General features: G+C 45.1%; 12 protein-coding genes and 2 tRNA genes. 7 read left to right on the top strand and 7 right to left on the bottom strand.

Going from position 1 to position 23,072, the window contains the following annotated elements; all coding sequences use genetic code 11:
* Positions 1–51: 51 nt before the first annotated feature.
* Positions 52–14,301 carry a T9SS type B sorting domain-containing protein gene (locus ABR189_RS08290; protein ID WP_354660003.1) on the bottom strand — a complete coding sequence of 4,750 codons (14,250 nt, stop codon included), beginning with the start codon at positions 14,299–14,301 and terminating at the stop codon, positions 52–54.
* Between the two features lie 420 nt (positions 14,302–14,721).
* On the opposite strand from ABR189_RS08290, the gene rpmI reads away from it, so the two are divergent.
* A complete protein-coding gene (gene rpmI / locus ABR189_RS08285) occupies positions 14,722–14,919 on the top strand; it encodes a 50S ribosomal protein L35 (RefSeq protein WP_354660002.1) in 198 nt (65 codons plus the stop codon).
* A gap of 37 nt (positions 14,920–14,956) precedes the next feature.
* Positions 14,957–15,301 carry a 50S ribosomal protein L20 gene (rplT, locus tag ABR189_RS08280; protein ID WP_354660001.1) on the top strand — a complete coding sequence of 115 codons (345 nt, stop codon included), beginning with the start codon at positions 14,957–14,959 and terminating at the stop codon, positions 15,299–15,301.
* 5 nt (positions 15,302–15,306) lie between these two features.
* On the opposite strand, the gene ispE is transcribed toward rplT, so the two are convergent.
* The 4 genes from ispE to ABR189_RS08260 form a co-directional block, all read right to left on the bottom strand.
* Complete coding sequence (gene ispE / locus ABR189_RS08275) at positions 15,307–16,155, bottom strand: 4-(cytidine 5'-diphospho)-2-C-methyl-D-erythritol kinase (RefSeq protein WP_354660000.1); 849 nt, start codon at positions 16,153–16,155, stop codon at positions 15,307–15,309.
* A gap of 23 nt (positions 16,156–16,178) precedes the next feature.
* A complete protein-coding gene (locus tag ABR189_RS08270) occupies positions 16,179–16,778 on the bottom strand; it encodes a bifunctional nuclease family protein (RefSeq protein WP_354659999.1) in 600 nt (199 codons plus the stop codon).
* Positions 16,779–17,017: 239 nt separating this feature from the next.
* The gene (locus ABR189_RS08265; RefSeq protein WP_354659998.1) at positions 17,018–17,989 is read right to left on the bottom strand and encodes an electron transfer flavoprotein subunit alpha/FixB family protein; all 972 of its coding nucleotides are present in this window, start codon (positions 17,987–17,989) and stop codon (positions 17,018–17,020) included.
* Positions 17,990–18,086: 97 nt separating this feature from the next.
* Complete coding sequence (locus ABR189_RS08260) at positions 18,087–18,827, bottom strand: electron transfer flavoprotein subunit beta/FixA family protein (protein ID WP_354659997.1); 741 nt, start codon at positions 18,825–18,827, stop codon at positions 18,087–18,089.
* A 153-nt stretch (positions 18,828–18,980) separates the two neighbouring features.
* Between ABR189_RS08260 and ABR189_RS08255 the strand changes: the two genes are divergently transcribed.
* Entirely contained in the window at positions 18,981–19,292 is a 312-nt protein-coding gene (locus tag ABR189_RS08255; protein WP_354659996.1) for a tetratricopeptide repeat protein, read from the top strand.
* 34 nt (positions 19,293–19,326) lie between these two features.
* Positions 19,327–20,664 carry a tRNA lysidine(34) synthetase TilS gene (gene tilS / locus ABR189_RS08250; protein WP_354659995.1) on the top strand — a complete coding sequence of 446 codons (1,338 nt, stop codon included), beginning with the start codon at positions 19,327–19,329 and terminating at the stop codon, positions 20,662–20,664.
* A 67-nt stretch (positions 20,665–20,731) separates the two neighbouring features.
* Here tilS and ABR189_RS08245 read toward each other — a convergent pair whose 3' ends face one another.
* Positions 20,732–21,337 carry a rhomboid family intramembrane serine protease gene (locus ABR189_RS08245; RefSeq protein ID WP_354659994.1) on the bottom strand — a complete coding sequence of 202 codons (606 nt, stop codon included), beginning with the start codon at positions 21,335–21,337 and terminating at the stop codon, positions 20,732–20,734.
* A gap of 41 nt (positions 21,338–21,378) precedes the next feature.
* The gene (locus ABR189_RS08240) at positions 21,379–21,852 is read right to left on the bottom strand and encodes a 23S rRNA (pseudouridine(1915)-N(3))-methyltransferase RlmH (RefSeq protein ID WP_354659993.1); all 474 of its coding nucleotides are present in this window, start codon (positions 21,850–21,852) and stop codon (positions 21,379–21,381) included.
* Between the two features lie 169 nt (positions 21,853–22,021).
* Here ABR189_RS08240 and ABR189_RS08235 point away from each other — a divergent pair.
* The 3 genes from ABR189_RS08235 (at position 22,022) to ABR189_RS08225 (ending at position 23,064) form a co-directional block, all read left to right on the top strand.
* A tRNA-Arg gene (locus tag ABR189_RS08235) sits at positions 22,022–22,098 on the top strand.
* A 210-nt stretch (positions 22,099–22,308) separates the two neighbouring features.
* A tRNA-Arg gene (locus ABR189_RS08230) sits at positions 22,309–22,385 on the top strand.
* Positions 22,386–22,635: 250 nt separating this feature from the next.
* Positions 22,636–23,064: a helix-turn-helix domain-containing protein gene (locus ABR189_RS08225; RefSeq protein ID WP_354659992.1), complete on the top strand. Its 429-nt coding sequence runs from the start codon at positions 22,636–22,638 to the stop codon at positions 23,062–23,064.
* The last annotated feature ends 8 nt before the right edge of the window (positions 23,065–23,072 follow it).

The following is a 23,072-nucleotide window of genomic DNA, read 5'->3' as shown; positions in this document are numbered from 1 at the left end:
GGAAATCCATTACAGATTTCCCCCGGTTATTGATTTTCTTACTTTTCTGTGCTATCGGAGTACCGTCACTTCGCCTTTCATCACATTAGCCGGCCCGCCAGGCATTTTCTTGAAAGTAAGCCACCATACGTAGGTACCGTTATCTACCGGAGCACCTTTGTATTTACCGTCCCAACCTTTGTGGGTATCAGATGTAATGAATATCATTTCACCCCAACGGTTAAAGATGCGCAGTTCGTAGTCAAACATTGGCCCGCGTACGGTTGGTTTAAAGAAGTCATTTTTACCATCACCATTAGGTGTAAACGCATTAGGGAAAGTAGGTTTCGGATCACATTTGATATAGCCTACTTCGATCTGGTCTGTACTGCTACCACACTCATTGAACACGGTTACACTGTAAGTACCGGAAGAAGTTACTTCAAAAGTAGGTCCTGAAGCCCCATTTTGCCAACGGGCGCTGGTGATGCCGCCACCTTCCGCACGTAGTGTCAGTTGCTCGCCATGGCATAACACGGTATCATTACCCAGGTTTATTTTTGGCAATCCGTTCACAGTTACATTCACGTTAGCCATTGTTACCTGGTTACAGAAACGATCCATTACGGCAAGTTTGTATCTGCCACCCTGTGTAATTTCTTTCACCGGATTAGGATCACCATCATTCCAGAGGTAAGAAATCGCATCCGGATTGCTACCATCCAGGGTAATACTTCCACCAGGGCAGATTTGTCTGTCGGGGCCAAGATCTACCTTGATACTTGGTTTCAGTCGCACCTGAACGGTATCGCGTACGGTACAATTATCACTGCTTACTGTTACCCAATATCCACCCGGCTTGGTTACCACTATGGAAGAGGTCGTTTCGCCGGTAGCCCATCTGATGCGTCCGCCATTAGAAGATACCGACAACATGATGGCCTGATCAGGACACATTTCCATATCACGGCTGAGGCTGATATCAGGTGGAGGATTTACACTTACCTTAATCGTATCAATTGTGATACATCCGTTTTTCATCACCTTCACCCAGAAGTCTTCCTGTGTACTTACCAGGATAGAGGAGGAGGTAGCACCATTGCTCCACAGGTATTGCGCGCCATCCACATAGGCATTCAGTTTTACTGATTGTCCGCGGCAGATAGTAGTATCCGGCAGATCTACCAATGGAGTAGGGACTAGGTCTACCTGGATTGTATCTGAAGTCACACAGATTCCATTGCTCACCGTTACCCAATATGTACCAGCTTCGGTCACTTTTATCCGTTGTGTCGTAGCACCGGTAGACCAGCGGATGTTATAGGCAAAGTTTGCCGCACCAGCGTCGAGTACCAGGCTGTTTCCGCCACAGATTGTAGTGTCTTTGCCGAGGTTGACAGTTGGCTTGTTGTTGTATTTGATCTGGAATGTAGCCGTATCAGACACACAACCTGTACTACCATCCTGTACCACAAACCGTGCTGAAGTAGCGCCATTCAGATTAAACTGATTGCTGTATTGTACTAATGGTACACGTACTGCATTAGCCGGCGTAACTTCTACCAGTGTAAAGACAGGCCTGCTTACCTGGCCTTTTACCTGTATGGCCACTTTTGGATTATCGGAACAATTTTCCGGTAAAGTAAGATCCAGTTCAGGTTTAGGACAAGGCATAATCACCACCCGTTGTATTCTTTCAATCGCTTCATTACCGCAGGCATCCTGAATACGCCATCTTCTTACAATGGTATAACCTGCGCATACATCCACCACAAACGGATCCTCACTATAAGTTGCTTTTTTCGGGAAGGAGCCGTCGCAATTATCAGTTGCCGTTAATGACACCGGTGGCGGTACAGCATCCTGGCAATGAATCGTAATGTCTGCAGGGGCTGGCATAATTACCGGCCTGGTTGTATCCATTACTGTTATTACCTGCCGGATACTATCTGTATTACCGCAGGCATCCGTTACTGTCCATACCCGGATCAGGCGATAGTTGCTGGTGCAAACTGCACCCGGTAATGCTTCCCTTCTTTGTGAGCGGGTAAATTTCAGCTCATTGGTAACGGTACAGTTATCACTTACCGTAACATAATTTGCAGGCACCGGAATCGCATTACAACTTACCATGGTATCTGCCGGAGGTTTCACCACAAATACCGGTTTAGTGGTATCCTGTACCGTAATTACCTGTTGCATAACTGCTTCATTGCCACAGTTATCAACCGCACTCCAGGTACGTGTAATCTGGTAGTTTTTAGCACAGGTAGCCGATAAGGATACTGTTTTCTCACTGGTAGTCACTTTCACTGCCCCACTACAATTATCAGTAGCGGTAACTGCCGGCCATACCGGTACCTTGTCGCAATCTACCAGCGTATCTTTTGGCTGCGCGATGGAGAATACTGGTCTGGTTGTATCCTGTACAGTAATGATCTGTTGTTTAGTAGTTATACCACCACATTCATCCATTGCTTTCCAGGTACGAATAATCCTGTAGTTGTCTGCACATTTACTACCGGCAATGTCTTCCCGTTTGTCTGTAGGTACTACTGTAATAGTTCCCATAGCACAGTTGGCTGTAGCGGTCAGCGTAATTCCTGCCGGCACTTTATCACAATCTACTGTTACATCTGCCGGTACAGGCATATCAAACACCGGAGGTATCATGCTTCTTACTGCAACCACCTGCGTTAAAGTAACCCCGGTATTACCACAGGCATCTTTGGAAGTCCAGGTGCGTATGAGGTCATAATTGTTGGCACAGTTGCCCGGAAGGTCCTTGCGTACCTCCACCGGCGTTATCACCAATATGCCACTGCAATCGTCTTTCACGGTCAGGGTTACTGCAGGAGGCACTGCGTCACAATTCACGGTTACATCAGCCGGAGCTGCTGTGGTGAATACAGGTGCAGTTTTGTCTTCCACAATAATAGACTGTGATGCGCTGGCTGTTAATCCGCATCTATCTATTGCTGTCCAGGTGCGGGTAATTTTGATATTACATCCCAGCGGTGTAGTTACATCTTCATGTGTAATTGTCAACAGTACATCATTGTAAGGTTGATGACTGAATTCCGGCGTACCAAATAATGCTTTGTAATCTTTCCCCTGGATACAGGCAGTAGTAATAGAAGCAGGTACTGATATCACCACCGGAGGTTTTTGTACCACAGTGAGTTTCACTACATTACTAATATTATTTACACATGTACCGGAAGAAACCACTCTTCTGAACCAGGTATCTGCCGATAATAAACCAGGCTGGTATTCAACCCCAGTAGCACCAGGTATATTGGTGAATCCACCAGTAGACCCTGTAGTGCTTCGCTGCCATTGATAGCTATATACGCCATTACCACCTGTTAGACTACCACTGGTTAACGCCAAAGGTGTTTCCGTTTTACAAACGGTTTGATCCTTACTAATGGAATTGCCCAGTATTGGTTTCAGATTGGTAAAGGTTACCGCATCTTCAATCGCAGCACAGTTCCCGTTTTTAATAGTCCATTTTAAGACGGCTGTTTCACCAGCAGGTACCGTTACTTCGGTTACCGGATTATTTTTATCCTTAATAACCACTGGCTGGGTATGGGTGCTGGTAAGGATCCAGGTACCTATGGCCGTTTTTACATCAGGTTTATTAGCAGCAGTGATGAATTGCGCATCATTACAATGTTCCTGATCCGGGCCTGCATTCACGATTACCGGCATTGCACTGTTGATCAGTGTTACTGTTGCACTGGTAGACTGACAAGTACCATTGGTAATGGTCCACATCAGGATAGCAGTATCCCCAGCAGGAACAGTTACCACCGTAACCGGGCTGTGTATATTGGCAATGCTGGCTCGTCCGGTTATCCGGCTCACATCTTTCCAGGTACCTACTGCACTTGATACCCCTGGTGCATTTGCTGTCATGGTAAACCGTGCATCATTGCAATGTTCCTGCAGTTGTCCGGCATTCGCTACTGCTGCAGCTTTGTAATTGATCAGCGTCACATTTGCTGAAGTAGCCGCACAGGTACCATTGGTAATCGTCCATTTCAAGATGGCGGTATCACCAGCAGGAATGGTTACCTGCATGTTGTGCTGATGGATATCTGCCGCATTTAAGGTTAACCCAAAAGTGCTGGATACCACGGTCCAGGTACCTACTGCACTTGGTACACCTGGTTGGTTGGCTGCCATGGTGAAGGTTGGATCTTCACAATGTTCCTGCATTTTACCAGCGTTGGCCATAGCCGCCGCTTTGTAATTGATCAGTGTTACATTAGCCGAAGTAGCTGCACAGGTACCATTGGTGATGGTCCATTTTAAGATGGCGGTATCGCCAGCTGGCACTACTACTTTCATGTTTGGATCATGACTCACACTGTTGTTAATAGTTAAGCCATAAGAGCTATACACTACCGTCCAGGTACCTACTGCACTTGGAACATTAGGCTTGTTAGCCGCCAGGGTGAAGTTTGGATTTTCACAGTGTTGCTGCAATGGTCCAGCATTAGCTGCCGCGGCCGCTTTGTAATTGATCAGTGTTACATTGGCCGAAGAGGAGGCGCAGTTACCATTGGTGATGGTCCATTTTAAGATGGCGGTATCACCAGCTGGTACTACCACTTTCATATTAGGATCATGACTCACGCTGTTATTGATCGTCAGTCCAAAAGTACTGGATACGACTGTCCAGGTACCTGTCGCACTTGGTACACCTGGTTTGTTAGCCGCCAGGGTGAAGTTTGGATTTTCACAATGTTCCTGCAATGCTCCTGCATTAGCTGCCGCCGCTGCTTTGTAGTTGATCAATGTCACATTCGCCGAAGAGGAAGCACAGTTACCATTGGTGATAGTCCATTTCAGGATAGCGGTATCGCCGGCCGGGATGGTTACCTGCATATTGTACTTATGGATATCTGCTGCATTCAGTGTTAATCCAAAAGTGCTGGATACCACCGTCCAGGTACCTACCGCACTTGGTACACCAGGTTTGTTCGCCGCCAGGGTGAAGCCGGACACTTCACAATGTTCCTGTGATGGGCCTGCATTAGCAGCTGCCGCCGCTTTGTAATTAATCAGCGTCACATTGGCTGAAGAGGAAGCACAGTTACCATTGGTGATGGTCCATTTCAAGATGGCGGTATCACCCGCAGGGATGGTTACCTGCATGTTGTGTTTGTGAATGTTGGCAGGTGTAAGCGTTAATCCAAACGAGCTGTACACTACCGTCCAGGTACCTGTTGCACTAGGTACACCAGGTTGGTTTGCTGCCAGGGTAAAGTTTGGATTTTCACAATGTTCCTGTAATGGCCCTGCATTAGCTATTGCCGCCGCCTTGTAATTGATCAGTGTCACATTGGCTGAAGAAGATGCACAGTTACCATTGGTGATGGTCCACTTTAAGATGGCGGTATCACCTGCTGGCACTATTACCTGCATGTTGTACTTGTGAATATTGGCAGGTGTAAGCGTTAATCCGAACGAGCTGTACACTACCGTCCAGGTACCAACCGCACTAGGTACACCAGGCTGATTTGCCACCAGGGTAAAGTTTGGATTTTCACAATGTTCCTGTAATGGCCCTGCATTCGCTGGTGCTGCTGCCTTGTAATTGATCAGTGTCACATTAGCTGAAGAGGATGTACAGTTACCATTAGTGATGGTCCATTTCAAGATAGCGGTATCACCGGCCGGGATGGTTACGGGCATGTTGTACTTATGAATATTGGCAGGCGTAAGCGTTAATCCAAACGAGCTGTACACCACTGTCCAGGTGCCGATTGCACTTGGTACACTTGGCTGATTTGCCGCCAGGGTAAAGTTTGGATTTTCACAATGTTCCTGTAATGGCCCTGCATTCGCTGGTGCTGCTGCCTTGTAATTGATCAGTGTCACATTAGCTGAAGAGGATGTACAGTTACCATTAGTGATGGTCCATTTTAAGATGGCGGTATCACCGGCCGGGATGGTTACGGGCATGTTGTACTTATGAATATTGGCAGGTGTAAGCGTTAATCCAAACGAGCTATACACTACGGTCCATGTACCAACTGCACTAGGTACACCAGGCTGGTTAGCCGCCAGGGTGAAGCTGGGGACCTCGCAATGTTCCTGTAATGTTCCTGCATTAGCTGCTGCTGCTGCCTTGTAGTTGATCAGTGTCACATTCGCAGAAGAGGAAGCGCAGTTACCATTAGTGATGGTCCATTTTAAAATAGCGGTATCCCCAGCCGGGATGGTTACCTGCATGTTGTATTGATGGATATCTGCTGCATTCAGTGTTAATCCAAAAGTGCTGGATACCACCGTCCAGGTACCTACCGCACTTGGTACACCAGGTTTGTTCGCCGCCAGGGTGAAGCCGGGCACTTCACAATGTTCCTGTGATGGTCCTGCATTAGCAGCTGCCGCCGCTTTGTAATTGATCAGCGTCACATTCGCAGCGGAAGAAGCACAGTTACCATTGGTGATGGTCCATTTTAAGATAGCGGTATCGCCGGCAGGAATGTTAACCTGCATGTTGTATTTATGGATATTGGCAGGTGTAAGCGTTAATCCAAACGAGCTGTACACCACCGTCCAGGTGCCGATTGCACTTGGTACACCTGGCTGGTTCGCTGTCAGGGTAAAGCCGGGCACCTCGCAATGTTCCTGTAATGGTCCTGCATTCGCTGCTGCCGCTGCTTTGTAATTAATCAGGGTCACATTAGCCGAAGAAGAGGCACAGTTACCATTGATGATGGTCCACTTTAAGATCGCCGTATCCCCAGCCGGGATGTTAACCTGCATGTTGTACTTATGGATATCCGCTGCATTCAGTGTTAATCCAAAAGTGCTGGATACCACGGTCCAGGTGCCTACCGCACTAGGTACACTTGGCTGGTTTGCTGCCAGAGTAAAGCTGGACACTTCACAATGTTCCTGTAATGTTCCCGCATTGGCTGGTGCTGCCGCTTTGTAATTGATCAGTGTCACATTAGCTGAAGAGGAAGCACAGTTACCATTGGTGATGGTCCATTTTAAGATAGCAGTATCCCCAGCCGGGATGTTTACCTGCATGTTGTATTTGTGGATATCTGCTGCATTCAGTGTTAATCCAAAAGTGCTGGATACCACTGTCCAGGTGCCCACTGCGCTTGGTACACTCGGTTGGTTTGCTGCCATTGTAAAGCTGGACACTTCACAATGTTCCTGTAATGTTCCCGCATTGGCTGCCGCTGCTGCTTTGTAGTTGATCAGTGTCACATTAGCCGAAGAGGAAGCACAGTTACCATTGGTGATGGTCCATTTTAAGATAGCGGTATCCCCAGCCGGGATGGTTACGGGCATGTTGTATTGATGGATATCTGCTGCATTCAAGGTTAATCCAAAAGTGCTGGATACTACGGTCCAGGTACCCACCGCACTAGGCACGCTCGGTTGGTTTGCTGCCAGGGTAAAGTTAGATACCTCACAATGTTCCTGTAATGTTCCCGCATTGGCTGCCGCTGCTGCTTTGTAGTTGATCAGTGTCACATTAGCCGAAGAGGAAGCACAGTTACCATTAGTGATGGTCCATTTTAAGATAGCGGTATCCCCAGCCGGGATGGTTACCTGCATGTTGTATTTGTGGATATCTGCTGCATTCAGGGTTAATCCAAAAGTGCTGGATACCACTGTCCAGGTGCCCACCGCGCTTGGTACACTCGGTTGGTTTGCTGCCATTGTAAAGCTGGACACTTCACAATGTTCCTGTAAAACTCCTGCATTGGCTGCCGCTGCTGCTTTGTAATTGATCAGTGTCACATTCGCGGAAGAGGACGCACAGTTACCATTGGTGATGGTCCATTTTAAGATAGCGGTATCACCAGCAGGGATGGTTACCTGCATGTTGTATTGATGGATATCCGCTGCATTGAGGGTCAATCCAAAAGTACTGGATACTACTGTCCAGGTACCAACTGCACTTGGTACACTCGGTTGGTTCGCTGCCAGGGTAAAGCCGGGTACCTCACAATGTTCCTGTAAAGCTCCTGCATTGGCTGCTGCCGCTGCTTTGTAATTAATCAGTGTCACATTAGCCGAAGAAGATGCACAGTTACCATTGGTGATGGTCCATTTTAAGATAGCGGTATCCCCAGCTGGAATGTTAACCTGCATGTTGTATTGATGGATATCCGCTGCATTCAGTGTTAATCCAAAAGTGCTGGATACTACGGTCCAGGTACCAACTGCACTAGGTACGCTAGGTTGGTTCGCCGCCAGGGTAAAGCCGGGCACCTCGCAATGTTCCTGTAATGTTCCTGCGTTAGCTGCTGCCGCTGCTTTGTAATTGATCAATGTCACATTAGCCGAAGAAGATGCACAGTTACCATTGGTGATGGTCCATTTTAAGATGGCGGTATCACCAGCTGGCACTATTACCTGCATGTTGTACTTGTGAATATTGGCAGGTGTAAGCGTTAATCCGAACGAGCTGTACACTACCGTCCAGGTACCAACCGCACTAGGTACACCAGGCTGATTTGCCGCCAGGGTAAAGTTTGGATTTTCACAATGTTCCTGTAATGGCCCTGCATTCGCTGCTGCCGCTGCTTTGTAATTGATCAGTGTCACATTAGCCGAAGAAGAAGCACAGTTACCATTGGTGATGGTCCACTTTAAGATAGCGGTATCCCCAGCCGGGATGGTTATCTGCATGTTGTACTTATGGATGTCCGCCGCATTCAGTGTTAATCCAAAAGTGCTGGATACTACGGTCCAGGTACCAACTGCACTAGGTACGCTAGGTTGGTTCGCCGCCAGGGTGAAGCTGGGCACCTCGCAATGTTCCTGTAATGTTCCTGCATTGGCTGCTGCCGCTGCTTTGTAATTGATCAGTGTCACATTAGCCGAAGAAGAAGCACAGTTACCATTGGTGATGGTCCATTTTAAGATAGCGGTATCGCCGGCAGGGATATTAACCTGCATGTTGTACTTATGGATGTCTGCTGTATTTAAGGTTAATCCAAAAGTGCTGGATACTACCGTCCAGGTGCCTACTGCGCTTGGTACACTAGGCTGGTTCGCCGCCAGGGTAAAGCTAGATACTTCACAATGTTCCTGTAAAGTTCCTGCATTAGCTGCCGCTGCTGCTTTGTAGTTAATCAGTGTCACATTAGCCGAAGAGGAAGCACAGTTACCATTAGTGATGGTCCATTTTAAGATAGCGGTATCGCCGGCAGGGATATTAACCTGCATGTTGTACTTATGGATGTCTGCTGTATTTAAGGTTAATCCAAAAGTACTGGATACTACCGTCCAGGTGCCTACTGCACTTGGTACACTTGGTTGGTTGGCTGCCATTGTAAAGCTGGATACCTCACAATGTTCCTGTAATGTTCCCGCATTGGCTGCTGCTGCCGCTTTGTAGTTGATCAGTGTCACATTAGCCGAAGAGGAAGCACAGTTACCATTGGTGATGGTCCACTTTAAGATAGCGGTATCGCCGGCAGGGATGGTTACCTGCATGTTGTACTTATGGATATCCGCTGCATTCAGAGTTAATCCAAAAGTGCTGGATACTACCGTCCAGGTGCCTACTGCACTTGGTACACTTGGCTGGTTTGCTGCCAGGGTAAAGCTGGGCACCTCGCAATGTTCCTGTAAAGCTCCTGCATTGGCTGCTGCCGCTGCATTGTAATTAATCAGTGTCACATTAGCCGAAGAAGAAGCACAGTTACCATTGGTAATGGTCCATTTTAAGATAGCGGTATCGCCGGCAGGGATGGTTACCTGCATGTTGTACTTATGGATATCCGCTGCATTTAAGGTTAACCCAAAAGTACTGGATACCACGGTCCAGGTACCAACTGCACTAGGTACACTCGGTTGGTTTGCCGCCAGGGTAAAGCCAGGCACTTCACAATGTTCCTGTAAAGTTCCTGCATTAGCTGGTGCTGCAGCCTTGTAGTTGATCAGTGTCACATTCGCAGAAGAGGAAGCGCAGTTACCATTGGTGATGGTCCACTTTAAGATAGCGGTATCCCCAGCCGGGATGGTTACGGGCATGTTGTTCTTATGGATGTCTGCTGCATTCAGTGTTAATCCAAAAGTGCTGGATACCACGGTCCAGGTGCCTACTGCACTTGGCACGCTCGGCTGGTTCGCTGCCAAGGTAAAGCTAGATACTTCACAATGTTCCTGTAAAGCTCCTGCGTTAGCTGCTGCCGCTGCTTTGTAATTAATCAGGGTCACATTAGCTGAAGAGGAAGCACAGTTACCATTGGTGATGGTCCATTTTAAGATAGCGGTATCGCCGGCAGGAATGGTTACCGGCATGTTGTACTTATAGATGTCTGCTGCATTCAGTGTCAATCCAAAAGTGCTGGATACCACGGTCCAGGTGCCTACTGCACTTGGCACGCTCGGCTGGTTCGCCGCCAGGGTAAAGCTGGACACTTCACAATGTTCCTGTAATGGCCCTGCATTGGCAGCCGCTGCCGCTTTGTAGTTGATCAGTGTCACATTAGCCGAAGAGGATGCACAGTTACCATTGGTGATGGTCCATTTTAAGATAGCGGTATCGCCGGCAGGGATGTTAACCTGCATGTTGTATTGATGGATATCCGCTGCATTCAGAGTTAATCCAAAAGTGCTGGATACTACCGTCCAGGAGCCTACGGCACTAGGTACACTAGGTTGGTTCGCCGCCAGGGTAAAGCTAGATACTTCACAATGTTCCTGCAATGCTCCTGCATTGGCTGCTGCCGCTGCTTTGTAATTAATCAGTGTCACATTAGCCGAAGAAGAAGCACAGTTACCATTGGTGATGGTCCATTTTAAGATGGCTGTATCCCCGGCAGGAATGTTAACCTGCATGTTGTATTTATGGATATCCGCTGCATTTAAGGTTAATCCAAAAGTGCTGGATACTACCGTCCAGGTGCCAACTGCACTAGGTACACTAGGTTGGTTTGCCGCCAGGGTAAAGCCGGGCACCTCACAATGTTCCTGTAAAACTCCTGCATTGGCTGCTGCCGCTGCTTTGTAATTGATCAGCATTACATCTGCATTGGTAGGCGCACAAACGCCTCCATTACTGATGGTCCATTTCAGGATAGCCGTATCGCCGGCCGGAACAATAATTTTCATGTTCCGGTTATGGATTTCAGCGGGTGCCAGGGTTAAACCATAGGTGCTGGACACAATAGTCCAGGTCCCTTCTGCACCAGCAGCAACGGGATCATTGGCAGCCATGGTAAATTCATCCACTTCGCAGTGTTCCTGGGGGCCACCGGCATTTGCAGTAGCTGGCTTTGCATAAACTGTAACAGTGGTAGATACACATTCACCGGTAGCACATGCACCAGTGCCTTCAGCTCTTACAAAAAAGGTAGTAGTAGCACTAAGTCCAATGGTTAAAGTAGCACCGGTAGGATCAGTTGGATCAGATACAAGAGGTGTACCACCACAACTGGCAGTGTACCATCTCCATTGACCAATAGTATTACCGTTAGCATCCTTACCCAAACTACCACCTGTCACTTTCAGTGTAACCGTTCCGCTTACACAGATATCAGCATTGCTGACCTGTATACCCGTAGGGGTAACCGGAGGTGCTTCTACTTTAATAGTAAAGGGCACTTCCTTGGTACAACCGGGATAGTCATTTTTAACGACCAGCTTAAACCCGTAAGTACCAGGTAAGGTAGTAGTTGGGTAATCTACTATTATAGGATTTACGCCTGCAACAAATGGTTGATCTACCACATTGGTAAAGCCAGTCATAGCCGGAGAAGTAGCTATAATATCGTACTTAGTAATATTGGCAGAATAACTGGTGAGGCGAACCCCAAACTGGCCTGTACTACTGCAGGACACAGGAACTGTACTTGCGACGGCAACATTGGGAGGGTCCTGTGTTTTCAGTATAAGATATGCAGGAGCGCCTGTACAGGTAGCATTGGAAATGGTCCATTTAACTACTGCACTGGATGGAGTTGGGCCTGTCAGGGTAACTGTAGCATTATACTGATTTGCATTGGTAATGGTGGCTGCGCCTGATTCCAATTCCCATATGCCGGTTTCACCAGGGCCAGGTTGATTACCTGTTACTGCAAACACCTTATTATTACATTGCGGGGGCAGCACTGTTGTTTCGCTGATAGTAGGAGAGAGGACATTCGTCAGCTTAATCTTGTCTGTGCTAACGCAGTTCCCATTTTCCTTTTTCTTCACTGTCCAAATGAGGGTCACGGATTGTCCTGCACCCAGATCTGTAACTACAGCATCTTTATCATGGATATCACTGATTACAGCACCGTTGTCAGGTCCATCGATTGTCCAGGTACCGTCTTCATCTGCGTTTAACTGTGCTGCAAGCTGGAAAGTGCCATCATTGCAATTTTTAACGTCTTTATTAGTCCCTGCGTTAGCAACAGGATTGCCTGTTACCAGCACATCAAAGGTTTTTTCCGTTACACACTTCACATTGGTTACTGTCACCTTGTAAGTTTTATTACCAATAGAAGCGGGTGTATGTTCAATTGAGGTGGTGCTGGCGTTGGAAGGATCCCATTTTACTACGAACTGAGAAAGTGAGGGATCTATGGCTAAGTTTACCTTTTCACCCAGACAAATAGCAGCAGGGCCGCCGGTAATGTCTGCTACGATCGGTGGTTGGTATACTTTTACCTTAGCGCGTCCGGAGTCCACGCAAAGTCTGGGTTCTCCATTTGCATCCAGGCCATAGTTTTTATAGCCATATACTGTATAAGTAGTGGTGTCTATAGGAGATACTGTAATGGTATTGGGTGTACCTGGCGGGAAATTGACCCATTGGTAATAGTCAAAAGACCCATCTACTGTAATGGAAGTACTTTGCCCACGGCAAATATCCCCTTCGGTAACAGTTACCTTAGGCGCTGGTAAAATAGTAACTTTTACCTTTTCCGAAGGAGAGGTACAGTCGCTACTATTGCCGGATTCATTGATACTTACCCGATAATAGCGCACGGTCTGTATGGTAGGGTCTCCCTGTAGGCCACCAGTCAGAAATTTTAAGGTGTCTTTGGTGGTACCTTTGATTACAGCGGATTCCACAACAGGAGTCCAGGTGGTACCATTATCACTTTGCTCCCAGGTATAAGTAGGATTGGTAAAATAGTTTTTAGGATTGCAGAAAGCCACGATATTCACGGGAGCATTGGCGCACAATTCCACTTCCGGTGCAAACTCTTCAGGAGGTTGTCCATCAACATAACCATACATAGTAGGGTTACAGTATTGGAAAGAGATATCATCAATAGCAATATCATTACCGCAACCGCCTGGGTTGTTATTAACGATTTTAACGGTTACTGAGGAAACACCTGCCGGCAGTTTAAAGCTTCCACCGTACTTGGTCCATTCATAAGCTTCTTTATCAGGTTTATTTGCATCCAGCACCATGGAAATGTCGTTGGTGTTGAATTTCTTTAGCGTATCTCCATTGGGAGCTATAATTAAAAAAGTTACCCCTGCGTATCTGTACCCTACCATCTGGGAACCGTCTTCGTTCAGTCCCAGTGCACAACCAGATTCAAGGATATCTTTTGTATTCACATTCATAATAAAGGCACTGAAATTGTATACCGCACCTGTACACATACCAGTTACCTGCCTGCTATAGAAGGTTTTCTTTTCATATGCAGAGTTACACACCAGCATTGCACCATCGGCACCTGTGTTCCCTGTATGATCGGGACCATTTACCCATTCACTGCGTCCCTGCGTTGTTTTCCGGATACAATAATAGTTATCTGCCAGATCAGTAGTCAGGTTAGCAATATATCCTGTTGGTGAGGGCAGCATATAGGGAGAGGTGGTTCGGGTGGGGGCGGTTCCAAAGTTTTCATCAAACCCTGCTTTTGTGGTAGGCGCCCCTTTACAAACCGGGATATCACAGGTTTCCACCTTTATCACTTTGGTGGTGGTATATGTCACCCCTCCGGAAATCATGGTCGCTGTAAACGTATAATTGCCAGCAGCATTAAATTCCACGCACAAGGACTGATTATCACCAGCAGCATTCCCAATGCTGCCATATTTAATACTGGCTACCGCAGGCGTAACGGTCCAGGTTGTTTTTGTAATAGTTTGCCGGGCAAGGTCATTTTCCCAAACCCAGACCCCACCTCGTTTTACCCTGTAGGTGCTACCGGTATATACAAATGCATTCAGGGATGCATAACGTGCATTGCCTGGCATAGTGGTACATACCGTTGAAGGAGCGTTCATGAATGCTTGTTGTGCGTATGTGTCACTATTACCAAATAGTAAAACTGCAAACAGCAGATATAGAAAGGATAGTAGTCGTTTCATTGTTGTAAACAATTGAAGTGAAAAAAGTATTAGCCGAGGGGGTTAAACACCCTGCCACAGCTGTAACAAGTAGACAAGTTTTACAACTTTGAAATGGCGCGTATCCTTTAACAGGTATACGTTTTGAGTAGTGTAAAGTGTTTTCATAGGCATTCGGTTATTTTAATAGATATGGTAAGGGAATAGATGTATTTTAAGATTAAAACTATATATAATATAGAAAAATAAAAAATACATTTATTTATTAATAGGAGGCTTGGAAGGGAAAAAGGGAGGTTAGGGTAGAGGGTAATCTGATTGTCAATTAATTATTATATTGCAAAAAGTTATCCACATCTCAGGCACGTGCATAACTATTTTAAATGAGGTTGTACTTTTTTAAAATATTTCCCTACCTTTGCAGACCAAATTTGATGTAAGATGCCCAAAGTAAAGACACATTCCCGTGCTAAAAAGACGTTTAAGGTGACCGGGAGCGGACAGATTAAGCGGTATAAAGCTTTTAAAAGTCACTTATTGACTAAAAAAGCTACCAAAAGAAAACGTAGCCTGAGAGGGAGCACCTTGGTTGGCCCAGCTAACCTGAACCTGGTAAAGAGAATGCTCTGTCTCCGCTAATTATAATCAAATTTTAATAACGTAAACAAAGCAATATATGCCTCGTTCAGTAAATGCAGTAGCTTCCAGAGCCCGCAGGAAGAAGATATTAAAGCAGGCCAAAGGGTTTTACGGCAAAAGAAAAAATGTATACACCGTAGCCAAGAACGTCCTGGAAAAAGGGCTTACCTATAGTTATGTAGGTCGGAAATTAAAGAAAAGAAACTACCGTCAGTTGTGGATTGCACGTATCAATGCTGCTGTAAGAGCAGAAGGGATTACGTATTCTGAATTCATTCATAAATTGTCCGAAAAGAGTATCGATCTTAACAGAAAGGTATTGGCTGATCTGGCAATGAACGAACCAGCTACTTTCAAGAGTCTGGTAGCTTCTGTTAAATAGAACTTTTATATTATTTTAAATACCAGGTAGCTGGCATCCCACAAGATGCCGGCTATTTTGTTTTTCGGAAAGATCCCCACCATGGCAGACCCACTGCCACTCATAGCTGCATATAATGCTCCATTAGCATACATGCTTGATTTGATATCCGCCAACACTGGATGTGCAGCAGCTACCACCTCTTCAAAATCATTGTAAATCAGGTTCTTCCATGCTGTTACAGGTTGCTGAATGCTGCTCAGGAGTGCCTGTTCAGGTTGCCTGGGTGTTATCTGTGAAAAAGCCCAGCCGGTATTTACATGAATACCTGGATGGATCAATAAAAAGGAATATTTCCCGAGATCCAGTGTGATAGGGGTGAGAAGCTCCCCCCGGCCGGTTGCGTAACAGGGAGTATTTCTAATGAAAAAGGGGCAATCACTGCCCAATATTGCAGCATATGTAATCAGCTGTTCGTCCGGAATGCTCAGCTGGAACTTATTGTTCAGCAATTGCAGCATAAAAGCAGCATCTGCAGAACCGCCACCTAAGCCTGCCCCTATAGGTATATTTTTGTGCAAATGTATGTTAACAGGAGGGAGTGTTGGATAGTCCTGTTGCAATAAGCGGTATGCTTTCAGGCACAGGTTATCATTGTCATTACCAGGTACGGCTATACCACTCCTGCTGAATTGCAGGGTACCTGGTGATATTACTTCCAGAGCATCTGTAACCGGTAATGGATAGAATATTGTTTCCAGGTCATGAAAACCATCTGCCCTTTTACGGGTAATGTGCAACCCCAGATTTATTTTACAATTGGGAAAAACGATCATAGTGCAAAATGGTCCGGGAAACGTAACTCCGGTGGGCATTGTGATTGTAATGATTATAAGTACTATTTGCTCTTTCGGCTGTTGATTTCGTCACGGATAGCAATAGCCCTGATGTAATCTTCCTGTTCCAGTACATCATGCAGCAGCTGGTCCAGGTCTTCCAGGCTCATGCCTTTCAGGTCGTCTTCCGCACCTTTTTCATGCTCAGAGATAGTAGGGGTAATAGGCTTACCGCTTTTTTTACCGGCAGGATCATCCAGTAAAATGCCTGCACTATTCAGGATATTTTCAAAAGTATAAATGGGGCAGCCAAACCGTACGGCCAATGCCAGGGCATCAGAAGTACGTGAGTCTATTTCAATGGTCTCCTCATTGCTGGAGCAGATGAGTTTGGAGTAAAAGATACCTTCCTGCAGATTACTGATAACCACTTCATGGAGGTCTACATTAAAGGCATTCATAAAATTCTTCATCAGGTCATGTGTAAGAGGGCGGCTGGGTTGCATTTTCTCCAGCGCTACAGCAATAGCCTGTGCTTCAAAGCCTCCAATTACTATGGGTAACCGGCGTAGTCCATTAACTTCTCCCAGTACCACGGCATATGAATGTGTTTGCGTAATGCTGTGCGATAAAGCAACTATTTCCAGTTCTATTTTTCTCATATCTGTCTTGCGTTGTCGCTGAATGTTTTGTAAGACCGTGAAGTTAGAAAAATATTTCCTCTTCTAAAAAACAATTAAGCCGTAAGTATAAAGTTGGAAGCTACCAGCTAAAAGGCTGCCGGCTTTAGCGCCGTTAACAGACATATCGGCTAACGTTAGTTGCTCAATGCCAGTTATTTAGCTCCTTTAGGTTAATAGTACGCTTTCGGCTTTATACTTACGGCTTTTACCGGATTATTTTAAGATTGTTTCAGCTTATTCACTGCGGCAGTCAGTTTGGGTACCACTTCAAAGGCATCCCCGACAATTCCGTAATCGGCAGCTTTGAAGAAAGGCGCTTCCGGATCCTTGTTGATGACTACAATTACTTTGCTACCGTTTACACCGGCCAGATGTTGAATAGCACCGGAAATACCTATAGCAATGTAAAGATTGGGCCTGATGGTAAGGCCTGTTTGTCCTACGTGCTCATGGTGAGGGCGCCATCCGGAGTCGGCCACGGGGCGGGAACAGGCGGTACCTGCGCCGAGCGCTTTGGCCAGATCTTCTACCAAACCCCAGTTTTCAGGGCCTTTCAGTCCGCGGCCACCACTCACGATGATCTCTGCTTCTGTAAGTGGTACTTCTCCGCTTACTGTTTCCACACTCGTTACTTTCACCTTAAAATCACTATCATTTAAGGCCGGAGCAAAAGGTTGTATAGTAGCGGTTGCATCCCCCTTTTCCAATTCAAAGGAATTAGGCATTAAAGAAATCACTTTCTTTTCAGCAGTAATATTCACGTTGGCAAATGCTTTGCCAGAAAATACATTTTTCTTAACAACAAACCCATTTGTTGTATCCGGGAGGGATACTGCCCCTGCCACTAATCCTGCCTTTAACCTGGCCGCTACACGCGGCGCTACGGCTTTCCCGTCAAAGTTATTGGGGAAGATCACCACATTAGCTCCTTCCTGATCAGCAGCAGCTGCTATTACTTTCGCATAAACGCCGCTTTCTACTTCATTCAGCCTGGCATCAGCTACCTGCAGTACCTTCTTAGCACCATAGTTGCCCAATGCAGCCAATTCTGCATTGTCTGCTGTACCTAACACGATGGCATATGCTTCTGTACCCAATTGTTGTGCCACCTTAGCACCATATTGTACTGCCTCAAAAGCAGCTTTTTTGATTTTCCCCTGAACCTGATCGGCAAATATTAAAACAGACATTGTATTTAAGTTTGATCCCTTCATCACCATTGCTGGAGTTTTGAAAGGAGAGGTGATCATTCACTTTTAAACATTTCCTTTACTGTGCAGTGAAAGCTTAAATCACTTTTGCTTCATCATGCAGCAGTTTAACCAGCTCCTCTACATTATCCGGGCTGATCATTTTAACACCTGCTTTGGCAGGCGGTAATTCAAAGCTCACAATACTGGTCAGGGTGTCTGCTGCTGCTGGTGTTACCACTGTCAGTGGTTTGGTTCTGGCAGCCATAATCCCTCTCATATTAGGAATCCGGGCTTCTGCCATCCCTTTCTGACAGGAAACTACGACAGGCAGGTTGACTGTGCATATTTCTTCTCCTCCTTCTATCTCACGGTTAATAGTGGCCACCGTACCATTTAAGTCAAATTTAGCTGCAATGGATACGTAGGGCAGGTCCAGCAATTCAGCCACCATACCACCAATACCGGCACCATTATAATCAATGGTCTCTTTACCTGTAAAAATAATATCGTATGCCTGTGCCTTAGCATGCTCCGCTATCTGCGCTGCAATGTAATAACTGTCCTGGCTATCGGCATCTACCCTGAACGCCTCATCCCCACCCAGGGCCAGTGCTTTGCGGATTACAGGATCACAATCAGCACCACCCACTGTTATAAGATGTACGGTGGCTCCCAGGCTTTCTTTCAGCTCCAGCGCACGTACCAATGCATACCATTCATCATAGGGATTGATAATAAACTGTACCCCAGCTTCGTTGAATTTCGTGTTATTGTCCGTGAAAGCTATTTTTGCAGTAGTGTCCGGAGTTTTACTGATACAAACTAAAATCTTCATGACCGTTAACTGTTTGGTTTGAAAAATGCGGTATGAGCAAATATATTTAAATATATTACGCCAACCGCATGAGACATACAGGTAAAATGTTAAAATGGGCCATAGCAGCACATGATTTATATCAGTTAATGCGGTATAGTATAAAAGAATACGATGGAAAGAATAAATAAGTTAAAAGAATTTTTACAGGGCAGTCCTGATGATAGCTTTTTAAAACATGCACTGGCATTGGAATACATAAAGCTGAACGATGATGCTGCTGCACGTGTATTATTTGAAGAAGTATTGGCACATGAACCGGAATACGTAGGATCTTATTATCATTTGGGTAAATTACTGGAACGTGCAGGAGAAACCACAGCAGCCATCAGTGTGTATGAAAAAGGGATGGAGATAGCAAAAGGACTTAAAGATATGCATGCCTACAATGAACTGCAGGCGGCCCATGAAGATCTTGTCTATTAAATAATGCTCCCACATCTTTACGATTCTAAGCAATATGCAGCAAACTATACTTACTTCATTCAAATCATATGTATCGCAGGAGCAACTGTTTGATACCTCACAACCAATACTGCTGGCAGTAAGTGGAGGCATTGATTCTGTAGTCCTGACCCATTTATTCAGCAAGGCAGACTTTTCCTTTGCCATAGCTCATTGTAATTTTCAGCTGAGGGGGGAGGAGTCTTTACGGGATGAGCATTTTGTGCAGCAACTGGCGCTACGGTATCAGGTGCCGTTCTATACAGTCAGATTTGATACCCATGACTATACGACAGCACATAAGGTGTCTGTGCAGGTAGCAGCGCGGGAGCTGCGATATAAATGGCTGGAGGAAATCCGCCAGCAGCAGGGGTACCATTTTATTGCCACAGCTCATCATATGCAGGACAATGTAGAAACTGTACTGATGAATTTTTGTAAGGGAACGGGCATTGCAGGCATGCATGGCATCCTGCCTCGTCAGGGGCATATTATCCGTCCACTCCTGTTTACGCAAAAAGAAGTGCTCCTGGATTATGGAAAAGCAGAACAATTGGATTATGTAGAAGATAGTTCCAATACTACGGATAAATACACACGTAATTTCTTCAGGCACCAGGTGATTCCGCAGATACAGTCCGCTTTTCCCGGAGCGGTAACTAATATGGCAGGGACAATTCACCGGCTGAAAGAGGCGGAAATACTGTATCAACAGGCCGTTGTCGTGCATAAGAAGCGGTTGTTAGTAAAGAAAGACAATACCTGGATGATACCTGTACTGAAGTTGCAGAAAACAATACCGCTGCAGACGATTGCTTATGAGATTTTCCGGGAGTTTAGCTGTAGCCCATCACAGACGGAACAGGTGCTGGCTTTATTGGGTAGTGAATCTGGCCGGTTTGTTGAAACGGCTACCCATCGTATTATCCGTAATCGCCAATGGTTGCTGATCACCGCATTGGAGGAGGAAGATGCCCCTGTGGTTGTAATAGAAAAAGGACAGTCACAGGTAAAATGCAAAGAAGGGCAACTGCAGCTCAGAGCGGTGACTTTACCTCATATCAGCGCTTCTTTAAATATAGCTTGTCTGGACGCAAAACAGGTACAGTATCCGCTGATATTGCGTCGCTGGAAACAGGGCGATTATTTTTATCCATTGGGGATGATCCGTAAGAAAAAACTAAGTCGTTTTTTTATTGATCAGAAGCTATCACTCCCACAAAAAGAAAAAGTATGGGTACTGGAATCAGGAAAACGTATCGTGTGGGTAGTGGGGATGAGAATTGATAACCGGTTTAAGATCACTGACAGTACAAAAGAGATGTTGTTGCTGGAATGGACAGCATTGCCATAGCGTGTACTGTTGTTGCAGGTAAAAAGGCTGATTAAAGCATGTGAAAGCTTTAATCAGCCTTTTTTTATCAGTTGAAATTGGTAAGTTGGTGGAGAAAATAACCTGCCAGTCCAGGTTTTAATGCCAGTGGAAATAGCACGCCTACCACAGCACCCCAAAAGTGGGCATCGTGATTAATGCCATCTCCGCCACGTTTTGCCATGTAGGCAGAATATCCCAGGAATAAAACGCCATAGATAATAGCGGGTAAGGGGAGGAAGAAGATATAAATTTTTGTCCAGGGCTGTACCAGTATAAAAGCAAACAGCACAGCCGAAACGGCCCCCGATGCACCAATAGAACGATATCCCGGATTATTCCTGTTTTTAATATAGCAGGGGATATCAGAAGCGATTAATGCAATGATATAGAAGAGCAGAAAATATAATTTTCCGCCAAATAATTGTTGAAACATTACCTCGATATATCTGCCAAAAAAGAATAGCGTAATCATGTTAAAAGCAAGGTGCATATAATCTGCATGCACAAAGCCTGAAGTGATAAAACGGTAGTATTGGTTTTTCTCCTTTACCATGTAAGGCCACATACTTAATTCATCAATACTGTTGTGCCGGCTGAAAGAAGTGATAGAGACCAGGCAGGTAAGTATAATAATAGCAATGCTTAATGTCATATGTTTAATTGTATAGCGTCCTTGTTAAAATGTAAATGTAACTATTGGTGGTGATATTTTTCCCTGTTCAATACCGTATATGCACGATAGAGTTGTTCTGTCATAATAAGTCTTACCAGTTGATGAGGAAAGGTAAGGGGAGAGAGCGACAACTGCAGCTGTGCCCGTTGCAACAGACTGGGATCAAGACCAAAAGCACCACCAATTAATATAATCAACTGCCGGGTACTGGCATTGGTACGCTGTTGCAAAAAATCGGAAAATTGTACGGTTGTCATCATCTTACCATGTTCATCCAGGGCCAGCAGATAATCTGCTGGTTGCAACATATCCATAATGATCCTGGCTTCCTGCTTTTTCAGCTCTGGTACAGAGAGACTGCCAGCCTGTTTTACTGTAGGAATAAGTTTCAACTCAAAATCTACATAGTGCTGCAAACGCTTTTGATATAGTGCAATACCCTCCCTGATATAAGGGTCATTTTCTTTTCCAATGCTCCAGAGTTGAATTTTCATCCGCAGGTATTTAGTTAGTACAGGCTCCTGTACTTATCTGTTTTTCTTATTATATCATGTAAATGACTGGCATAAAAGTAAGTGTAAATCAGAAATTTGCACAAAATTTTAAAAAGTGTTGGTAGAGTAAAAAAAAGCTTCTACCTTTGCAATCCTGTTTTGAGGGAATGGCATTGTAGCTCAACTGAATAGAGCATCTGACTACGGATCAGAAGGTTTCAGGTTTGAATCCTGACAGTGTCACCAAAGGGTTTCAAAAGCTAATTTTTGAAACCCTTTTTTTTGAATAATGTGTTTGTCCAGGACTGCTTTTTAAACCGTATCTTTGTTTACCAGAATGCAATGATACATTTCCGCTTTACAACAGCACACATTTTTCAATAGCAGAAAAAAAGTTTGCTGCGCTTGTTTTTTTTGAAAAATCATTTTACATTTGCATCCCGTTTAACACATAACGGCTCTGTAGCTCAACTGAATAGAGCATCTGACTACGGATCAGAAGGTTTCAGGTTTGAATCCTGACAGAGTCACCAGATAGAAAGGGTTTCAAGAAATTGAAACCCTTTTTCTTTAAGCGCTGCTGATATAGAAATGAAATAAACACTCCTGAAAAATAGCGCTAATCTTCATCATTACATTTTCGCCCGAAAACCTGTATTTTCAGCTTTGAATTTTTGAATGCTATTTCTCTTAACAAAAATCTTTAGTTTTTGAATAGCATGATTGTACTGACTTGATGATGACCTTGGTAAAATAACCCTTGTACCACATAAGTAAATAGTTATGAAAGGCAAGCAAATGTCTAATGAAACAAGAAACAATTATATCAATAGAATAATTGTTGTAATTAATTTCATAGAGAAGAACCTGGAGCAAGAATTATCTTTAAAGTGTTTATCTAAAATGGCATGCTTTTCCCCTTTTCCTTTTCACAGAAGTTTCCTGGCTATTACAGGTGAAACACTAAATGCTTTCATTACCAGGAAAAGAATAGAAAAGATTGCCGCACTACTTCTTACGGGTACCCGTGATCACTTAACTGACTTAGCCTTTAAGTATGGCTTTAACAGTGCCAACTCTTTTTCACGAGCCTTTAAGAAGTTTTATGGCGTTACCCCAACAGCATTTACAGAGAACTTTAGCAAGATTGGTATAGCCGTATTGACTTATGAAAAATACATTTGCAGCATTAATCACATGAAAAGCAAATGAATATGGAT

The organism is Chitinophaga sp. H8, assembly GCF_040567655.1.
GTDB lineage: Bacteria > Bacteroidota > Bacteroidia > Chitinophagales > Chitinophagaceae > Chitinophaga > Chitinophaga defluvii.
Note: the sequence above shows the minus strand (reverse complement) of the source record. Positions and strands in the feature narration are given on the sequence as shown.

Bases quoted from the DNA above. Each gene is read 5' to 3' on its own strand.
- ABR189_RS08290 (WP_354660003.1), bottom strand. From the start codon at position 14,301: ATGAAACGACTACTATCCTTTCTATATCTGCTGTTTGCAGTTTTACTA.
- rpmI (WP_354660002.1), top strand. From the start codon at position 14,722: ATGCCCAAAGTAAAGACACATTCCCGTGCTAAAAAGACGTTTAAGGTG.
- rplT (WP_354660001.1), top strand. From the start codon at position 14,957: ATGCCTCGTTCAGTAAATGCAGTAGCTTCCAGAGCCCGCAGGAAGAAG.
- ispE (WP_354660000.1), bottom strand. From the start codon at position 16,155: ATGCCCACCGGAGTTACGTTTCCCGGACCATTTTGCACTATGATCGTT.
- ABR189_RS08270 (WP_354659999.1), bottom strand. From the start codon at position 16,778: ATGAGAAAAATAGAACTGGAAATAGTTGCTTTATCGCACAGCATTACG.
- ABR189_RS08265 (WP_354659998.1), bottom strand. From the start codon at position 17,989: ATGTCTGTTTTAATATTTGCCGATCAGGTTCAGGGGAAAATCAAAAAA.
- ABR189_RS08260 (WP_354659997.1), bottom strand. From the start codon at position 18,827: ATGAAGATTTTAGTTTGTATCAGTAAAACTCCGGACACTACTGCAAAA.
- ABR189_RS08255 (WP_354659996.1), top strand. From the start codon at position 18,981: ATGGAAAGAATAAATAAGTTAAAAGAATTTTTACAGGGCAGTCCTGAT.
- tilS (WP_354659995.1), top strand. From the start codon at position 19,327: ATGCAGCAAACTATACTTACTTCATTCAAATCATATGTATCGCAGGAG.
- ABR189_RS08245 (WP_354659994.1), bottom strand. From the start codon at position 21,337: ATGACATTAAGCATTGCTATTATTATACTTACCTGCCTGGTCTCTATC.
- ABR189_RS08240 (WP_354659993.1), bottom strand. From the start codon at position 21,852: ATGAAAATTCAACTCTGGAGCATTGGAAAAGAAAATGACCCTTATATC.
- ABR189_RS08225 (WP_354659992.1), top strand. From the start codon at position 22,636: ATGAAAGGCAAGCAAATGTCTAATGAAACAAGAAACAATTATATCAAT.